Source organism: Kluyvera sichuanensis (assembly GCF_014218705.1).
GTDB classification, from domain to species: Bacteria; Pseudomonadota; Gammaproteobacteria; order Enterobacterales; family Enterobacteriaceae; genus Kluyvera; species Kluyvera sichuanensis.
On the sequence record NZ_JABBJF010000010.1, the window covers coordinates 115,957 to 129,839 of the forward strand.

Below are 13,883 nucleotides of genomic sequence, written 5' to 3' on the forward strand. Positions count from 1 at the left end.
CATGGTTAAGGTTTATGCCCCGGCTTCCAGTGCCAATATGAGCGTCGGGTTTGATGTACTGGGTGCCGCCGTGACGCCGATCGACGGCAGTCTGCTGGGTGATAACGTATCGGTTGAGGCGGCTGACCGCTTCAGCCTGCAAAATCTGGGGCGCTTTGCGGACAAGCTGCCGAGCGACCCGCATGAAAACATCGTCTATCAATGCTGGGAGCGCTATTGCCAGGAAATTGGCAAAAATGTTCCAGTGGCGATGACGCTGGAAAAAAATATGCCGATCGGTTCTGGCCTGGGTTCCAGCGCCTGTTCCGTGGTCGCCGCGCTGGTGGCGATGAACGAATTCTGCGGTAAGCCGCTGGATGAAACCCGTATGCTGGCGCTGATGGGCGAGCTGGAAGGGCGTATCTCCGGCAGCGTGCATTACGATAACGTCGCACCGTGCTATCTGGGCGGCATGCAACTGATGATTGAAGAGAACGATATCATCAGCCAGCAGGTACCGTGCTTCGACGATTGGCTTTGGGTGCTGGCTTATCCGGGCATTAAAGTCTCGACGGCGGAAGCGCGGGCCATTTTGCCTGCGCAGTATCGCCGTCAGGACTGTATCGCTCACGGCCGCCACCTGGCAGGCTTTATTCACGCCTGCTACTCCCGTCAGCCTCAGTTGGCGGCGAAACTGATGAAAGACGTGATTGCTGAGCCTTACCGTACCAAACTGCTGCCGGGCTTTAATGAAGCGCGTCAGGCAGTAGCCGGTATTGGCGCCGTCGCCTGCGGTATCTCCGGTTCCGGGCCAACGCTGTTTGCCCTGTGCGATAAAACGGAAACGGCGCAGCGCGTGGCGGATTGGCTCGGCCAGCATTATCTGCAGAATCAAGAAGGCTTCGTTCATATTTGCCGGCTGGACACAGCGGGCGCACGAGTAGTGGGATAACCGATGAAACTCTATAACTTAAAAGATCACAATGAGCAGGTCAGCTTTGCGCAGGCTGTGACTCAAGGGCTTGGCAAACACCAGGGGCTGTTCTTCCCGCACGACCTGCCGGAATTCAACCTGACCGACATTGATGACCTGTTGACCCAGGACTTCGTCACCCGCAGCGCGAAGATCCTCTCTGCGTTTATCGGTGATGAAATCCCGCAGGCTGAGCTAGCCGCGCGTATCGGCAAGGCATTTACTTTCCCGGCGCCGGTTAACAAGGTGCAGGAAGATGTCGGCTGTCTGGAGCTGTTCCACGGCCCAACCCTGGCGTTTAAAGACTTCGGCGGCCGCTTTATGGCGCAGATGCTGACCCTTATTGCGGGCGACAAGCCGGTGACGATTCTTACCGCGACTTCGGGCGATACCGGTGCGGCCGTGGCGCATGCCTTCTACGGCCTGCCAAACGTCAAAGTGGTTATCCTGTATCCGCGCGGCAAAATCAGCCCGCTGCAGGAAAAGCTGTTCTGTACTCTGGGCGGCAATATTGAAACCGTGGCCATTGACGGTGACTTTGATGCCTGCCAGGCACTGGTCAAACAGGCCTTCGACGACGAAGAGCTGAAGGTCGCGCTGGGCCTGAACTCCGCTAACTCCATCAACATCAGCCGACTGTTGGCGCAGATTTGCTACTACTTCGAAGCGGTGGCGCAGCTGCCGCAGGAAGCGCGCAATCAGCTGGTGGTTTCCGTACCAAGCGGCAACTTTGGTGACCTGACTGCAGGTCTGCTGGCGAAATCGCTGGGTCTGCCGGTGAAACGCTTTATCGCGGCCACCAACGCCAACGACACCGTGCCACGCTTCCTGCAGGACGGCAAATGGGCACCAAAGGCGACTCAGGCCACGTTATCGAACGCCATGGACGTCAGCCAGCCTAACAACTGGCCGCGCGTTGAAGAGCTGTTCCGTCGCAAAATCTGGCGTCTGAACGAGCTGGGCTACGCGGCGGTGGATGATGAGACCACCAAAGCGACCATGCGCGAACTGCAAGGGCTCGGCTACACCTCTGAACCGCACGCGGCGATTGCCTACCGTGCGCTGCGTGACCAGCTGCAGCCAGGCGAGTACGGCCTGTTCCTCGGCACCGCGCACCCGGCGAAGTTTAAAGAGAGCGTCGAAGAGATTCTGGGCGAAACGCTGCCGTTGCCAAAAGCGCTGGCGGACCGCGCCGACCTGCCGCTGTTATCACACAACCTGCCGGCTGATTATGCCGAGCTGCGTAAGCTGATGATGAGCAAAGCGTAATTTCTCCGTTTCCCCCTTTCTCAGCGAAGGGGGAAATAGGGAGAAATTATGCAGGGATTTGGCAGGGAAAAAGGAGGAATTCCCAATAAATGCGGGGCCTCAGAATATAGGATTGCGGACAATAACAAGCTGGGTTTTGCCGCAGTAAGCTTTGTTCATCGGCCACATTGGCGAATGATGAACAAAGGAGTTACCTATGTTAAAACCTGCGATGTTAGCACTGGCAATGCTATTGGCGGCTCCGGTTACGACACAGGCCGCAGAGATTACTCTGCTGCCGGCAGTGAAGCTGCAAATTGGCGACCAGGACAATAACGGCAACTATTGGGATGGTGGACACTGGCGTGACCATAGCTGGTGGAAGGATCACTATGAATGGCGCGACAACCGCTGGCATGCTCATACGCCACCGCCGCCGCACTATGATAACCGCGGGCACGACGATCATCATGGCGATCGCCATGACGGTTGGGATCACAACGATCGTGGACATGGCGACAATCACGGCCATGGCAACGATCATCGCCCGCCGCCAAATGACCATCATTAACCTGTAGCCCGGCCGATCAAAGCGACGCCGGGTTTTTTATACCGCAGCAGCCCCGGCGTCGCTTTGCTCGGCCGGGCGACTTAGTTACTGTTCGTGGCGTTTGAAGACCAGTTCTTCAGCGCTCGAGCTTTCCGCATCAAAGAAATACCCTTCGCTATCAAACCCGGTCAACTGCTCCGGCTTGCTCAGGCGATTTTCAATGATGTACCGGCTCATCAGGCCGCGCGCCTTTTTGGCGTAGAAGCTGATCACCTTAAACTTGCCGTTCTTCTCGTCGAGGAACACCGGCTTGATGATGCGGCCTTCAAGCGCCTTCGGTTTCACCGAGCGGAAATACTCGTCCGAGGCCAGGTTAATCACCACATCGTCCCCCTGTGCTTCTAGCGCCGCGTTTAGCGTTTTGGTTATCTCATCGCCCCAGAACTGGTAGAGATCTTTCCCGCGCGGGTTCTCAAAACGAATGCCCATTTCCAGACGATAAGGCTGCATCAGATCCAGCGGGCGCAGCACGCCGTACAGGCCTGAGAGCATCCGCAGATGCTGCTGGGCGAAATCGAAGTCCGCCTCGCTGAAGGTCTCCGCCTGCAGCCCGGTATAGACATCGCCTTTAAACGCCAGAATCGCCTGACGTGCGTTATCGGGCGTGAAGTCCGGGTGCCAGTCGTGGAAGCGGGTGGCGTTGAGGTCGGCCAGCTTGTCGCTAATGCCCATCAGCGCTTTTATCTGCGGTGCGGAGAGCTTGCGCGCCTCGCGGATCAGCTGCTGGGAGTGCTCTAGCAGCGCGGGCTGGGTAAAGCGCGTGGTGGCGAGCTCGCTTTGGTAATCGAGCGTTTTGGCCGGGGAGATCAGAATCAGCATATCCAGTCCTTGCAGAAAATTTCACGCAACTTTAACAAAAAAACGGCGCAAAGTGATCGATTGCTGTTATTGGCGCGGCGGTTGATCCCAACTCTCCGGTGCCAGTTGCTGGGCGATTTCCGGATAATAATCAGGGTCAAACACTGGCGTTACGCCGAGCTTACGCTGGCGCAGATAGTCCAGCGCGATAATGCGCACCACCGGCGAGAGCAGCAGAATGGCCGTCAGGTTGGTGATGGCCATCAGCGCCATAATCACATCTGCCATTTGCCAGACCACCGGCAGACTCAACAGACTCCCCAGGACCACCATCGACAGCGTCGCGATGCGCAGCAGCCAGATTGCCCACGGCTTATCCCAACGTAAAAAGATCAGGTTATTCTCAGCGTAGATATAGTTCGCCACAACGGAGGTGAAGGCGAACAGTATCATTACGATGGCGACAAAGCTGGCGCCCCATTCCCCGACCAATACGCTCATAGCGTGCTGGATGAGCTGAATGCCATCATAGCTGGTGGTTTTTGTGCCGTGGCCGGCCAGCAGAACCACCATCGCACTGGCGCTACAGATAACGACGGTATCAATCAGCACGCCAATCATCTGCACAATCCCTTGTGCCGCCGGATGCGGAGGGAACGATGCGGCAGCAGCGGCGGCATTTGGCGTTGAGCCCATACCGGCTTCGTTGGAGAACATGCTGCGTTGAAAACCGCTGGTGATCGCCTGGCTCACGGTATAGCCCGCCGCCCCGGCTGCCGCTTCCTGCCAGCCAAAGGCGCTGCGGATAATCAGATTGACGATGGAAGGGAGTTCGACAATGTGCCACAGCGTAATCAGTAAACATGCCACTACCCACAGCAGCGCCATGCATGGTACCAGCCACTGGCTAAGCCGTGCGGCCCCTTTCAGCCCGCGCATAATGACCAGCAGAGCGACGAACGCCATAACTACGCCAGTTACCTCACCAGGGACGTTAAAGGCATATTTCAGCGCGTGCGCCGTGGAGTTGGCCTGCACGGTATTAAAGATTAACCCGTAGGCCACGAGCAGGAACAGTGAGAAGAGCACACCCATCCAGCGCATTCCCAGTCCGCGAGACATATACCACGCCGGGCCGCCGCGAAACTGTCCTTTGGCGTCGCGCTCTTTGTAGAGCTGGGCAAGCGAGCACTCTGCGAAGCTGCTGGCCATGCCGATGATCGCCGCGACCCACATCCAGAACACGGCGCCAGGGCCACCGATGGTAATAGCCAGCGCTACCCCGGCTAGATTGCCGCTGCCAACGCGCGCGGCGAGACTGATACACAGAACCTGAAATGAGGTCAGCCCACCTTCACGTGGTGCCAGGCTTCTTTTCAGACTTTTGCTAAACTGACGAATGTAGCGAAACTGGATGTAGCCGGTTCTCCAGGTGAACCAGATGCCGCACCCGAGGAGCAGGTAAATCATTACCGAACCCCACAGTATCTCGCTGATAAAAGACAGGAAATCAGGCATTAAACGTCCTCTTGTCTATGCCGAAACTGGTGGCTGCTTCCGGGAAGGTCACGTTCCTTCGCACGATTCGATTCAGCCAATATAAGCGTTACCACAATAAGGGCAGAGAATCTCACCCCTCAAAGTTTGATGCTTCAGTTTATCATACTCTGCGGTCTGGCGATGTCGGCGGTTGCGCTGAGGAAGGGGCGTGATATTATCGGGGCAGACCGGTTACATCCCCCTAACAGCTGTTTAAAGAGAAACACTATCATGACGGATAAATTGACATCTCTGCGTCAGTACACAACCGTAGTGGCTGACACCGGAGACATCGCAGCAATGAAGCTGTATCAGCCTCAGGATGCGACAACCAACCCTTCCCTGATTCTGGGCGCCGCGCAGATCCCTGAATATCGCAAACTGATTGATAATGCGATTGAGTGGGCGCGTAGCCAGAGCAGCGACCGTGCTCAGCAGGTTGTGGATGCTACTGACAAACTGGCCGTCAATATCGGCCTGGAAATTCTGAAGCTGGTCCCTGGCCGTATCTCTACCGAAGTCGATGCGCGTCTGTCCTACGACACCAATGCGTCTATCGCTAAAGCGAAACGTCTGATCAAAATGTACAACGATGCTGGCATCAGCAACGATCGTATCCTGATCAAACTGGCTTCTACCTGGCAGGGTATCCGCGCAGCGGAGCAGCTGGAAAAAGAAGGCATCAACTGTAACCTGACGCTGCTGTTCTCCTTCGCTCAGGCGCGTGCTTGTGCTGAAGCTGGCGTGTTCCTGATCTCCCCGTTCGTGGGCCGTATTCTGGATTGGTACAAAGCCAATACCGATAAGAAAGAGTACGCACCAGCGGAAGATCCAGGCGTGGTTTCTGTTAGCGAAATCTACCAGTACTACAAACAGCACGGTTACGAAACCGTCGTTATGGGCGCAAGCTTCCGTAACATCGGTGAAATCCTGGAACTGGCTGGCTGTGACCGCCTGACCATCGCCCCTGCGCTGCTCAAAGAGTTGGCAGAAAGCGAAGGCGCTCTGGAACGTAAACTGACCTATACCGGCGAAGTGAAAGCGCGTCCAGACCGCATCACCGAGTCCGAGTTCCTGTGGCAGCACAACCAGGATCCAATGGCAGTTGATAAACTGGCGGAAGGTATCCGTAAGTTTGCCATCGACCAGGAAAAACTGGAAAAAATGATCGGCGACCTGCTGTAATTCAGCTTGGTTGCATGACAACAGCCCGCTTCTCTAAAGAGAGCGGGCTATTTTTTTATTAATGCTGGAGGGAGGGAAGTTCTTCTGCGCTCACGCCGGTCATTTCGATGATATCGGCCGCCGGGATTCCTTTTTCGAGCATTGCCCGCGCAATTTTACGCGATGTTTCGCGTTCCCCGGTTTGGATACCCTGCTGTAGACCTTGTTGCATACCTTGTTGTATTCCTTCGATGCGTCCTTCCTGCTTTAGCTGTTCTGCTAACGTCATGAGTTCGTCTCCATACTGTGGTGCGCGCTGCGCCATTTCGTACAGCAATGTGCGGGCATCCTGTGCTTCTCCCGCCTGAAGCATGTAGTTTACCAGCGCAATGACCTGTTGTCCGCTGATGTGGTTTCGAGTTAATAACCCAGCGAGTTTGTCGAGAAACCGCGTGAGATCGCGTTGGCGGATATGCTTCTGAATCAGCGTTAGCGCAGCCATGCTACGGTGGCGCATAATTTCATCATCGGGGATAACCGTGATGTCGACCAACGGAAAATCCTGGCTATAAATACGCGTCGCCAGCACCGGATCGGTAAAGTTATCCAACCAGTTCATGGAGTAGGGATAGGGGCTTTCTCGTCCATGGTAAAACAGAATGGGAATCACCAGCGGTAGCGTTTTATGGCCTGCTTCCAGATGGCGCTGCATGGCGGCAATGGCGTAGCGCATCAGGCGAAAAGCCATATGTTTATCCGGCGAGCTTTGATGTTCTATTAGTACATGGATATAGCCGTCACCGCAGGCGGTTTTTAGCGAGTAGAGCATATCGCTGTAGTAGGGGTGTAAATCCTCTTCGATAAAGCTGCCGGACTCGAGCTTCAGCGTTTGCAAATCGCAGAGCCGCAGCAGCGCGGGAGGAAGGTGAATGGCAATAAAATCCCGTGCGGTTTCCATGGTGGAAAGAAACGTTTTAAACACGAGATCGTGCGGCGTAGGTGTCCTGTTTTTTCGCATATCCAACCAACCCTCCGTGGAAACATTTGGCCGGAGTCTGCCACCCTCACTCTTGATACGATAGCTAATCGTTATTTGGCGTTTTCATTTTGCGGCGCGCCTCGGGAAACCCGGTGGATAACCCGTTCGGGGTCTTAGTATTGCCGCCCATTCGCGTGTATTATTCTGCTTAACGCTACGGTTTTAACGGAATAATCATGAACACTTTACGCATTGGCTTAGTTTCTATCTCTGATCGCGCCTCCAGCGGCGTTTATCAGGACAAAGGCATTCCGGCACTGGAAGAGTGGCTGGCATCGGCACTGACAACCCCTTTTAAGGTGGAAACTCGTCTGATTCCTGATGAACAAACCATTATTGAGCAAACGCTGTGTGAGCTGGTGGATGAGATGAGCTGCCACCTGGTGCTGACCACCGGCGGCACCGGCCCAGCCCGGCGTGATGTGACTCCGGATGCGACGCTGGCGATTGCCGACCGCGTGATGCCGGGCTTTGGCGAACAGATGCGTCAGGTGAGCCTGCACTTTGTCCCAACGGCCATTCTTTCCCGTCAGGTGGGCGTTATCCGTAAGCAGGCGCTGATCCTCAACCTGCCGGGCCAGCCGAAAGCCATTCAGGAGACGCTGGAAGGGGTGAAAGACGCGGACGGTAAGGTGCTGGTGAACGGTATCTTTGCAAGTGTACCGTATTGTGTACAGTTGCTGGAGGGGCCTTATATTGAGACGAACAGCGATGTGGTAGCAGCATTCCGCCCTAAGAGCGCTCGCCGCGAGACTTTATCCTGAATGTGATGCTTTTCTGACATAACCTATCATTCCTCTGGAGTGCGATAGGGTTTACGGTATAGTCATTTTTGCTTTACACAAATCGTAAACTTATATCAACAGCTCGACTTTGCGAATGGTTTGTTATGTCACATTACACCCGACCTCTGAATCGACAAGATTATAAAACTCTGACGCTGGCGGCATTAGGCGGCGCGCTGGAGTTTTATGACTTCATAATTTTCGTCTTCTTCGCCGCTGTCGTCGGAGAACTCTTCTTCCCGGCTGATATCCCCGAGTGGTTGCGTCAGGTGCAGACCTTTGGCATCTTTGCCGCGGGCTACCTTGCCCGTCCGCTGGGCGGCATCATCATGGCGCATTTCGGCGATCTGGTCGGGCGCAAAAAGATGTTCACCCTTAGCATTCTGCTGATGGCGGTGCCGACGCTGGCGATTGGCCTGCTGCCGACCTTTGCCACCGCAGGTCTGGTTGCGCCGCTGTTGTTGCTGTTGATGCGTATTCTGCAGGGGGCGGCCATCGGCGGGGAAGTGCCGGGGGCCTGGGTGTTTGTGGCTGAGCATGTGCCCGCGCGCCGTATCGGCATTGCCTGCGGTACGCTGACGGCTGGGCTGACGGTGGGGATCCTGCTGGGCTCGGTGGTGGCAACGCTGATTAATACCCAACTCTCCGCGCAGGCGATTCATGACGGCGGCTGGCGTATTCCGTTCCTGCTGGGCGGTATCTTCGGCCTGGTGGCGATGTATCTGCGCCGCTGGCTGCAGGAAACGCCTATCTTCCTGGAAATGCAGCAGCGCAAAGCGCTGGCGCAGGAGTTACCGATTAAATCCGTTGTCCTCAAACACAAGCAGGCGGTAGTGGTCTCAATGCTGCTGACCTGGCTGCTGTCTGCGGGCATTGTGGTGGTTATCCTGATGTCGCCGGTCTGGCTGCAAAAGCAGTACGGCTTTGCCCCCGCGCTGACCTTACAGGCCAATAGCGTGGCAACGGTGATGCTCTGCGTCGGTTGCCTGCTGGCAGGGTTGATTGTCGATCGCGTTGGCGCCAGCAAAACCTTTATGGTTGGCAGCGTCCTGCTCGCCTGCTCAAGCTGGTTCTTTTACCATCTCGCAGAAACGCATCCTGAACAGCTATTCTTGCTCTACGGGTTAGTGGGGCTGTGCGTTGGCGTGGTGGGTGCAGTACCGTACGTCATGGTGCGCGCCTTCCCGGCGGAAGTGCGTTTTACCGGGATTTCCTTCTCTTACAACGTCTCTTACGCCATCTTCGGTGGCCTGACGCCAATTGCTGTCACCATGCTGATGGGCGTTTCGCCGATGGCGCCAGCCTGGTACGTCCTGGCGCTGTCGTTGATTGGCCTTGGGCTTGGCATCTGGCTGCGTAAAGAGATACCCGCAGCCAACCGTAGCCCGGCCGAGGCGTAATCCGACGCCGGGGAATCACGCAGATGGCGAGGAATCAATAATCCCAGGAACGGTAGTTTGCAGGCAAAAAAAACGCCGGACAGGCCGGCGTTTTTCAACATGAGGCGAGGATTAGTGCTTTTCACCAATTGGCAGTACGGTGCAACCGAACTGCTCGTTCAGCACTTCACCCATTGCCAGATAAATAGCGCTCGCGCCACAGATCAGACCAACCCAGCCCGCGACGTGGATAATCGCTTCGTTGCCGTTGATGTTGCCAATCGCCAGCAGTGCGAACAGCACGGTCAGGCTCAGGAACACGAACTGCAGCATACGTGCAGCTTTCAGCGTACCGAAGAACATGAACAGCGTGAACACACCCCACACACCCAGGTAGGCGCCGAGGAACCGTGCATTAGGTGCCTCGGTCAGACCCATCTTCGGCATCAGCAGAATAGCGACCAGCGTCAGCCAGAAAGAACCATAAGAAGTGAATGCAGTCAGGCCGAAAGTATTCCCTTTTTTGTATTCAAGCAGGCCCGCGAAAATCTGCGCGATACCACCGTAAAAAATACCCATTGCGAGAATAATACCGTCTAAAGCAAAGAAACCCGCATTATGCAGGTTCAGCAGAATGGTGGTCATACCGAAGCCCATCAGGCCCAGCGGTGCGGGGTTAGCCAACTTAGTATTTTCCATAATCCCTCAAAGTCATCATTGAATGTTAAAGTTATCTCCCCAAATTCGGGGGCGCGGCATCATAATCATGGGCAAACCCGCTGTCTATGATCTGAACGAGGGGAAAATGAAATATTTACTCTCCAGGAGGGCTGCTAATCGGCGTGTTGCAGCGCGGATCTTGCAATAATTCGACGCAAGCAGGCAATGCGCAGCACTGCCGGAATCGTCACGCGATAGGCACTACCGCTAACGGCCTTCACCCCGTTTACTGCGGCACCCACCGGGCCGCCAAGCCCCGCACCGCGCACCATGCCGTGGCCAATGATGCTAACGGCAGCATGTTTGTGCAGGATATGGCTTAGCTGAAAACCAAGCAGATGTTCAATGCCGTGATCCAGTCGATGGTGATCAATTAAGTGCGGCAGCATGGTTTCCAACTCCATCACTTTCAGCTCCACAAAAGTACGAAAACGAACTTTTTGTTCATCGGTCATACGCTTCCAGGCACTACGAACAAAATGCTCCAGCAGCAATTTCTCGATGGCTGGCGTTGGCATCGCCTTGTCGGTCTTAAGGCCCAGGCGCTTTGCCACATCGCGCAGAATTTCGCGATACAGTTTGCCGTGACCGCGAATCTGATTGGCAATGCTGTCGCCGCCAAAGTGCTGGAACTCGCCGGCAATCAGCTGCCAGTTACGGCGGTGCTGCTCCGGGTGTCCATCCATCGACATGTAGAGCTCGTTATGCAACAGAGTGCTGGAAAGACGGCGCTTACCCTTTTCGTTATGCGTCAGCAGTTGTGCAATTTTGGCCAGCTGTTCTTCGCTACAGTGCTGAAAGAAAACGAGGTCTTCATCATTCAGATAGGTAACTTTCATTCGGGATATCGCTTCTCAAAGATTCGTTTAGTCGTCGCCGATGATTTTTAAAGAGGCCATATCGGAAGAGTTCACGGTATGCCCGGAGAAGGTGATTTTGGAGACGCAGCGTTTGTTATCGTTATCGCTGTTGATATTGATCCAATCGGTGGTTACGCCCTCTTTCAGCGACGATGGCACGTTCAGGCTCTGGCTGCTGCTGCGCGCGGCTTTGAAATAGACGGAGGCGCCGCTAAGTTCAGCGTCACCGCGATCGACGGTCAGTTGGATACGTTTGACGACGCGACAAACCGGCAGCTTCAGCGTCAGATCGCTGGTTTCATTACGAGGTAAAGCAATAACGCCCAGGGTTTTATGATCGTTTGCGTAGGCGGAGGAGGCCAGCATCAGGCCGAAAGCCAGGCTTGCAGAGACGTTTAATACTGTTTTCATTTTATTCCTTACCGGAGAGACCCTTTAACAACATCAAATACAGGGGCGGATTTTATCCCTCTCCGATATGGCTTTCAGCGTTCAATCATTTCAACTTATGACAGTAATTAACTGAATATATTGGTGTTTTAATATGTTTGATGTGAATGAATGTTGCCGGATTAGCCTTGCTGTTATCGCAATAAAACCGCACTGAATGAAAAAATTTTACGGCTGCCCCTTGATGGATGACGTTGCGACCCCATCTTGTAGTCAACCGCAGTGAGTGAGTCTGAAAAAAAACGATTCAGGGCAGTTGAAACCGCAGGTTTCGCCCTTATTACAGATTCACAACCACATGTTGACTGAATTTTTAGTGGAGACGTTTAGATGGGTAAAATTATTGGTATCGACCTGGGTACTACCAACTCTTGTGTAGCGATTATGGATGGCACTACCGCTCGCGTTCTGGAGAACGCCGAAGGCGACCGCACCACGCCTTCTATCATTGCTTATACCCAGGATGGTGAAACTCTGGTTGGTCAGCCGGCTAAACGTCAGGCAGTGACAAACCCGCAAAACACCCTGTTTGCGATTAAACGCCTGATTGGCCGCCGCTTCCAGGACGAAGAAGTTCAGCGTGACGTTTCTATCATGCCTTACAAAATTGTTGCCGCAGACAATGGCGATGCATGGCTTGATGTGAAAGGCACCAAAACTGCACCACCGCAGATCTCTGCTGAAGTGCTGAAGAAAATGAAGAAAACCGCTGAAGATTACCTGGGTGAGCCGGTAACTGAAGCTGTTATCACCGTACCTGCATACTTCAACGATGCTCAGCGTCAGGCAACCAAAGATGCTGGCCGTATCGCAGGTCTGGAAGTCAAACGTATCATCAACGAACCAACCGCAGCTGCACTGGCTTACGGTCTGGATAAAGAAGTCGGCAACCGTACTATCGCGGTATACGACCTCGGTGGTGGTACCTTCGATATTTCCGTTATCGAAATCGACGAAGTTGATGGCGAAAAAACCTTTGAAGTACTGGCGACCAACGGTGATACCCACCTGGGTGGCGAAGACTTCGATACTCGTCTGATCAACTACCTCGTTGACGAGTTTAAGAAAGATCAGGGCATCGACCTGCGTAACGACCCGCTGGCGATGCAGCGCCTGAAAGAAGCCGCTGAGAAAGCGAAGATTGAACTGTCTTCCGCTCAGCAGACCGACGTGAACCTGCCGTATATCACTGCAGACGCGACCGGTCCTAAACACATGAACATCAAAGTGACCCGTGCGAAACTGGAAAGCCTGGTAGAAGACCTGGTTAACCGTTCTATCGAGCCGCTGAAAGTTGCGCTGCAGGATGCTGGCCTGTCCGTATCCGACATTCAGGACGTTATCCTGGTCGGTGGTCAGACTCGTATGCCAATGGTGCAGAAGAAAGTTGCTGAGTTCTTCGGTAAAGAACCGCGTAAAGACGTTAACCCGGACGAAGCTGTTGCTATCGGTGCAGCGGTTCAGGGCGGCGTTCTGACCGGTGAAGTAAAAGACGTGCTGCTGCTGGACGTTACCCCGCTGTCTCTGGGTATCGAAACCATGGGCGGTGTGATGACTGCGCTCATCAACAAAAACACCACCATTCCAACTAAGCACAGCCAGGTGTTCTCTACCGCTGAAGACAACCAGTCTGCGGTAACCATCCACGTGATTCAGGGTGAGCGTAAACGTGCATCCGATAACAAATCACTGGGTCAGTTCAACCTGGACGGTATCAGCCCAGCACCGCGCGGCATGCCGCAGATCGAAGTGACCTTCGATATCGATGCTGATGGTATCCTGCACGTTTCCGCGAAAGACAAAAACAGCGGTAAAGAGCAGAAGATCACCATTAAGGCTTCTTCCGGTCTGAACGAAGAAGAAATTCAGAAAATGGTTCGTGAAGCTGAAGCGAACGCCGAAGCTGACCGTAAGTTTGAAGAGCTGGTCCAGACCCGTAACCAGGGCGACCATCTGCTGCACAGCACGCGTAAGCAGGTTGAAGAAGCAGGCGAACAACTGCCGGCTGACGACAAAACTGCCATCGAGTCTGCGCTGACCGCGCTGGAAGCGTCTCTGAAAGGCGAAGACAAAGCGGACATCGAAGCGAAAATGCAGGCGCTGGCGCAGGTTTCCCAGAAACTGATGGAAATCGCTCAGCAGCAGCACGCACAGCAGCAGGCGGGTGCCGCAGGCGCTGACGCTTCCGCGAACAATGCGAAAGACGACGACGTTGTTGACGCTGAGTTCGAAGAAGTGAAAGACAAAAAATAATCGCCCTGATGCAGGGTAATTAATCAGCACGGGCGAAGAGGGTTTCCTCTCCGCCCGTGCTCGCATGTTAAGGGGCTGAAAAAAAC

General features: G+C 54.5%; 13 protein-coding genes. 7 read left to right on the forward strand and 6 right to left on the reverse strand.

Annotated features, from left to right (window positions below):
• Nucleotide 1 precedes the first annotated feature (1 nt).
• The 3 genes from thrB (at nucleotide 2) to HII27_RS13095 (ending at nucleotide 2,771) form a co-directional block, all read left to right on the forward strand.
• On the forward strand, nucleotides 2-931 hold the full coding sequence (gene thrB, locus HII27_RS13085; protein ID WP_185668279.1) for a homoserine kinase: 930 nt from the start codon (nucleotides 2-4) through the stop codon (nucleotides 929-931).
• A gap of 3 nt (nucleotides 932-934) precedes the next feature.
• Nucleotides 935-2,221, forward strand: a complete 1,287-nt coding sequence (thrC, locus tag HII27_RS13090; protein WP_185668280.1) for a threonine synthase — start codon at nucleotides 935-937, stop codon at nucleotides 2,219-2,221.
• Between the two features lie 196 nt (nucleotides 2,222-2,417).
• A complete protein-coding gene (locus HII27_RS13095; RefSeq protein WP_185668281.1) occupies nucleotides 2,418-2,771 on the forward strand; it encodes a DUF2502 domain-containing protein in 354 nt (117 codons plus the stop codon).
• A gap of 84 nt (nucleotides 2,772-2,855) precedes the next feature.
• Here the strand turns inward: HII27_RS13095 and yaaA are convergent, their stop codons facing one another.
• Together yaaA and HII27_RS13105 are read right to left on the reverse strand one after the other, a co-directional pair.
• Nucleotides 2,856-3,629 (reverse strand): peroxide stress protein YaaA, encoded by a 774-nt coding sequence (gene yaaA / locus HII27_RS13100; protein ID WP_185668282.1) that lies wholly within the window; start codon nucleotides 3,627-3,629, stop codon nucleotides 2,856-2,858.
• A gap of 66 nt (nucleotides 3,630-3,695) precedes the next feature.
• Entirely contained in the window at nucleotides 3,696-5,126 is a 1,431-nt protein-coding gene (locus HII27_RS13105) for an alanine/glycine:cation symporter family protein (RefSeq protein WP_185668283.1), read from the reverse strand.
• A 252-nt stretch (nucleotides 5,127-5,378) separates the two neighbouring features.
• Here HII27_RS13105 and tal point away from each other — a divergent pair, with 252 nt between their 5' ends.
• Nucleotides 5,379-6,332 carry a transaldolase gene (gene tal, locus HII27_RS13110; protein WP_185668284.1) on the forward strand — a complete coding sequence of 318 codons (954 nt, stop codon included), beginning with the start codon at nucleotides 5,379-5,381 and terminating at the stop codon, nucleotides 6,330-6,332.
• A 58-nt stretch (nucleotides 6,333-6,390) separates the two neighbouring features.
• Here tal and HII27_RS13115 read toward each other — a convergent pair whose 3' ends face one another.
• Nucleotides 6,391-7,329: an Rpn family recombination-promoting nuclease/putative transposase gene (locus tag HII27_RS13115; RefSeq protein ID WP_185668285.1), complete on the reverse strand. Its 939-nt coding sequence runs from the start codon at nucleotides 7,327-7,329 to the stop codon at nucleotides 6,391-6,393.
• A gap of 197 nt (nucleotides 7,330-7,526) precedes the next feature.
• On the opposite strand from HII27_RS13115, the gene mog reads away from it, so the two are divergent.
• Together mog and HII27_RS13125 are read left to right on the forward strand one after the other, a co-directional pair.
• Nucleotides 7,527-8,114: a molybdopterin adenylyltransferase gene (mog, locus tag HII27_RS13120; RefSeq protein WP_035896213.1), complete on the forward strand. Its 588-nt coding sequence runs from the start codon at nucleotides 7,527-7,529 to the stop codon at nucleotides 8,112-8,114.
• 125 nt (nucleotides 8,115-8,239) lie between these two features.
• On the forward strand, nucleotides 8,240-9,535 hold the full coding sequence (locus HII27_RS13125) for an MFS transporter (protein ID WP_185668286.1): 1,296 nt from the start codon (nucleotides 8,240-8,242) through the stop codon (nucleotides 9,533-9,535).
• 111 nt (nucleotides 9,536-9,646) lie between these two features.
• Here HII27_RS13125 and satP read toward each other — a convergent pair whose 3' ends face one another.
• The 3 genes from satP to HII27_RS13140 all read right to left on the reverse strand — a co-directional run bounded on the left by satP (nucleotide 9,647) and on the right by HII27_RS13140 (nucleotide 11,505).
• Nucleotides 9,647-10,213, reverse strand: coding sequence for an acetate uptake transporter (satP, locus tag HII27_RS13130; protein ID WP_185668287.1), 567 nt, complete (start codon nucleotides 10,211-10,213; stop codon nucleotides 9,647-9,649).
• Nucleotides 10,214-10,347: 134 nt separating this feature from the next.
• Nucleotides 10,348-11,073, reverse strand: a complete 726-nt coding sequence (locus HII27_RS13135) for a DUF3944 domain-containing protein (RefSeq protein ID WP_185668288.1) — start codon at nucleotides 11,071-11,073, stop codon at nucleotides 10,348-10,350.
• 27 nt (nucleotides 11,074-11,100) lie between these two features.
• Nucleotides 11,101-11,505 carry a DUF2541 family protein gene (locus HII27_RS13140; protein ID WP_185668289.1) on the reverse strand — a complete coding sequence of 135 codons (405 nt, stop codon included), beginning with the start codon at nucleotides 11,503-11,505 and terminating at the stop codon, nucleotides 11,101-11,103.
• A 369-nt stretch (nucleotides 11,506-11,874) separates the two neighbouring features.
• Here HII27_RS13140 and dnaK point away from each other — a divergent pair, with 369 nt between their 5' ends.
• A complete protein-coding gene (gene dnaK, locus HII27_RS13145) occupies nucleotides 11,875-13,797 on the forward strand; it encodes a molecular chaperone DnaK (RefSeq protein WP_035896220.1) in 1,923 nt (640 codons plus the stop codon).
• The last annotated feature ends 86 nt before the right edge of the window (nucleotides 13,798-13,883 follow it).

What these genes read in the sequence shown, in the direction of transcription:
- HII27_RS13125 (WP_185668286.1), top strand. Translation starts at nt 8,240, where the DNA reads ATGTCACATTACACCCGACCTCTGAATCGACAAGATTATAAAACTCTG.
- HII27_RS13105 (WP_185668283.1), bottom strand. Translation starts at nt 5,126, where the DNA reads ATGCCTGATTTCCTGTCTTTTATCAGCGAGATACTGTGGGGTTCGGTA.
- dnaK (WP_035896220.1), top strand. Translation starts at nt 11,875, where the DNA reads ATGGGTAAAATTATTGGTATCGACCTGGGTACTACCAACTCTTGTGTA.
- mog (WP_035896213.1), top strand. Translation starts at nt 7,527, where the DNA reads ATGAACACTTTACGCATTGGCTTAGTTTCTATCTCTGATCGCGCCTCC.
- tal (WP_185668284.1), top strand. Translation starts at nt 5,379, where the DNA reads ATGACGGATAAATTGACATCTCTGCGTCAGTACACAACCGTAGTGGCT.
- HII27_RS13140 (WP_185668289.1), bottom strand. Translation starts at nt 11,505, where the DNA reads ATGAAAACAGTATTAAACGTCTCTGCAAGCCTGGCTTTCGGCCTGATG.
- thrC (WP_185668280.1), top strand. Translation starts at nt 935, where the DNA reads ATGAAACTCTATAACTTAAAAGATCACAATGAGCAGGTCAGCTTTGCG.
- HII27_RS13095 (WP_185668281.1), top strand. Translation starts at nt 2,418, where the DNA reads ATGTTAAAACCTGCGATGTTAGCACTGGCAATGCTATTGGCGGCTCCG.
- thrB (WP_185668279.1), top strand. Translation starts at nt 2, where the DNA reads ATGGTTAAGGTTTATGCCCCGGCTTCCAGTGCCAATATGAGCGTCGGG.
- satP (WP_185668287.1), bottom strand. Translation starts at nt 10,213, where the DNA reads ATGGAAAATACTAAGTTGGCTAACCCCGCACCGCTGGGCCTGATGGGC.
- HII27_RS13135 (WP_185668288.1), bottom strand. Translation starts at nt 11,073, where the DNA reads ATGAAAGTTACCTATCTGAATGATGAAGACCTCGTTTTCTTTCAGCAC.
- HII27_RS13115 (WP_185668285.1), bottom strand. Translation starts at nt 7,329, where the DNA reads ATGCGAAAAAACAGGACACCTACGCCGCACGATCTCGTGTTTAAAACG.
- yaaA (WP_185668282.1), bottom strand. Translation starts at nt 3,629, where the DNA reads ATGCTGATTCTGATCTCCCCGGCCAAAACGCTCGATTACCAAAGCGAG.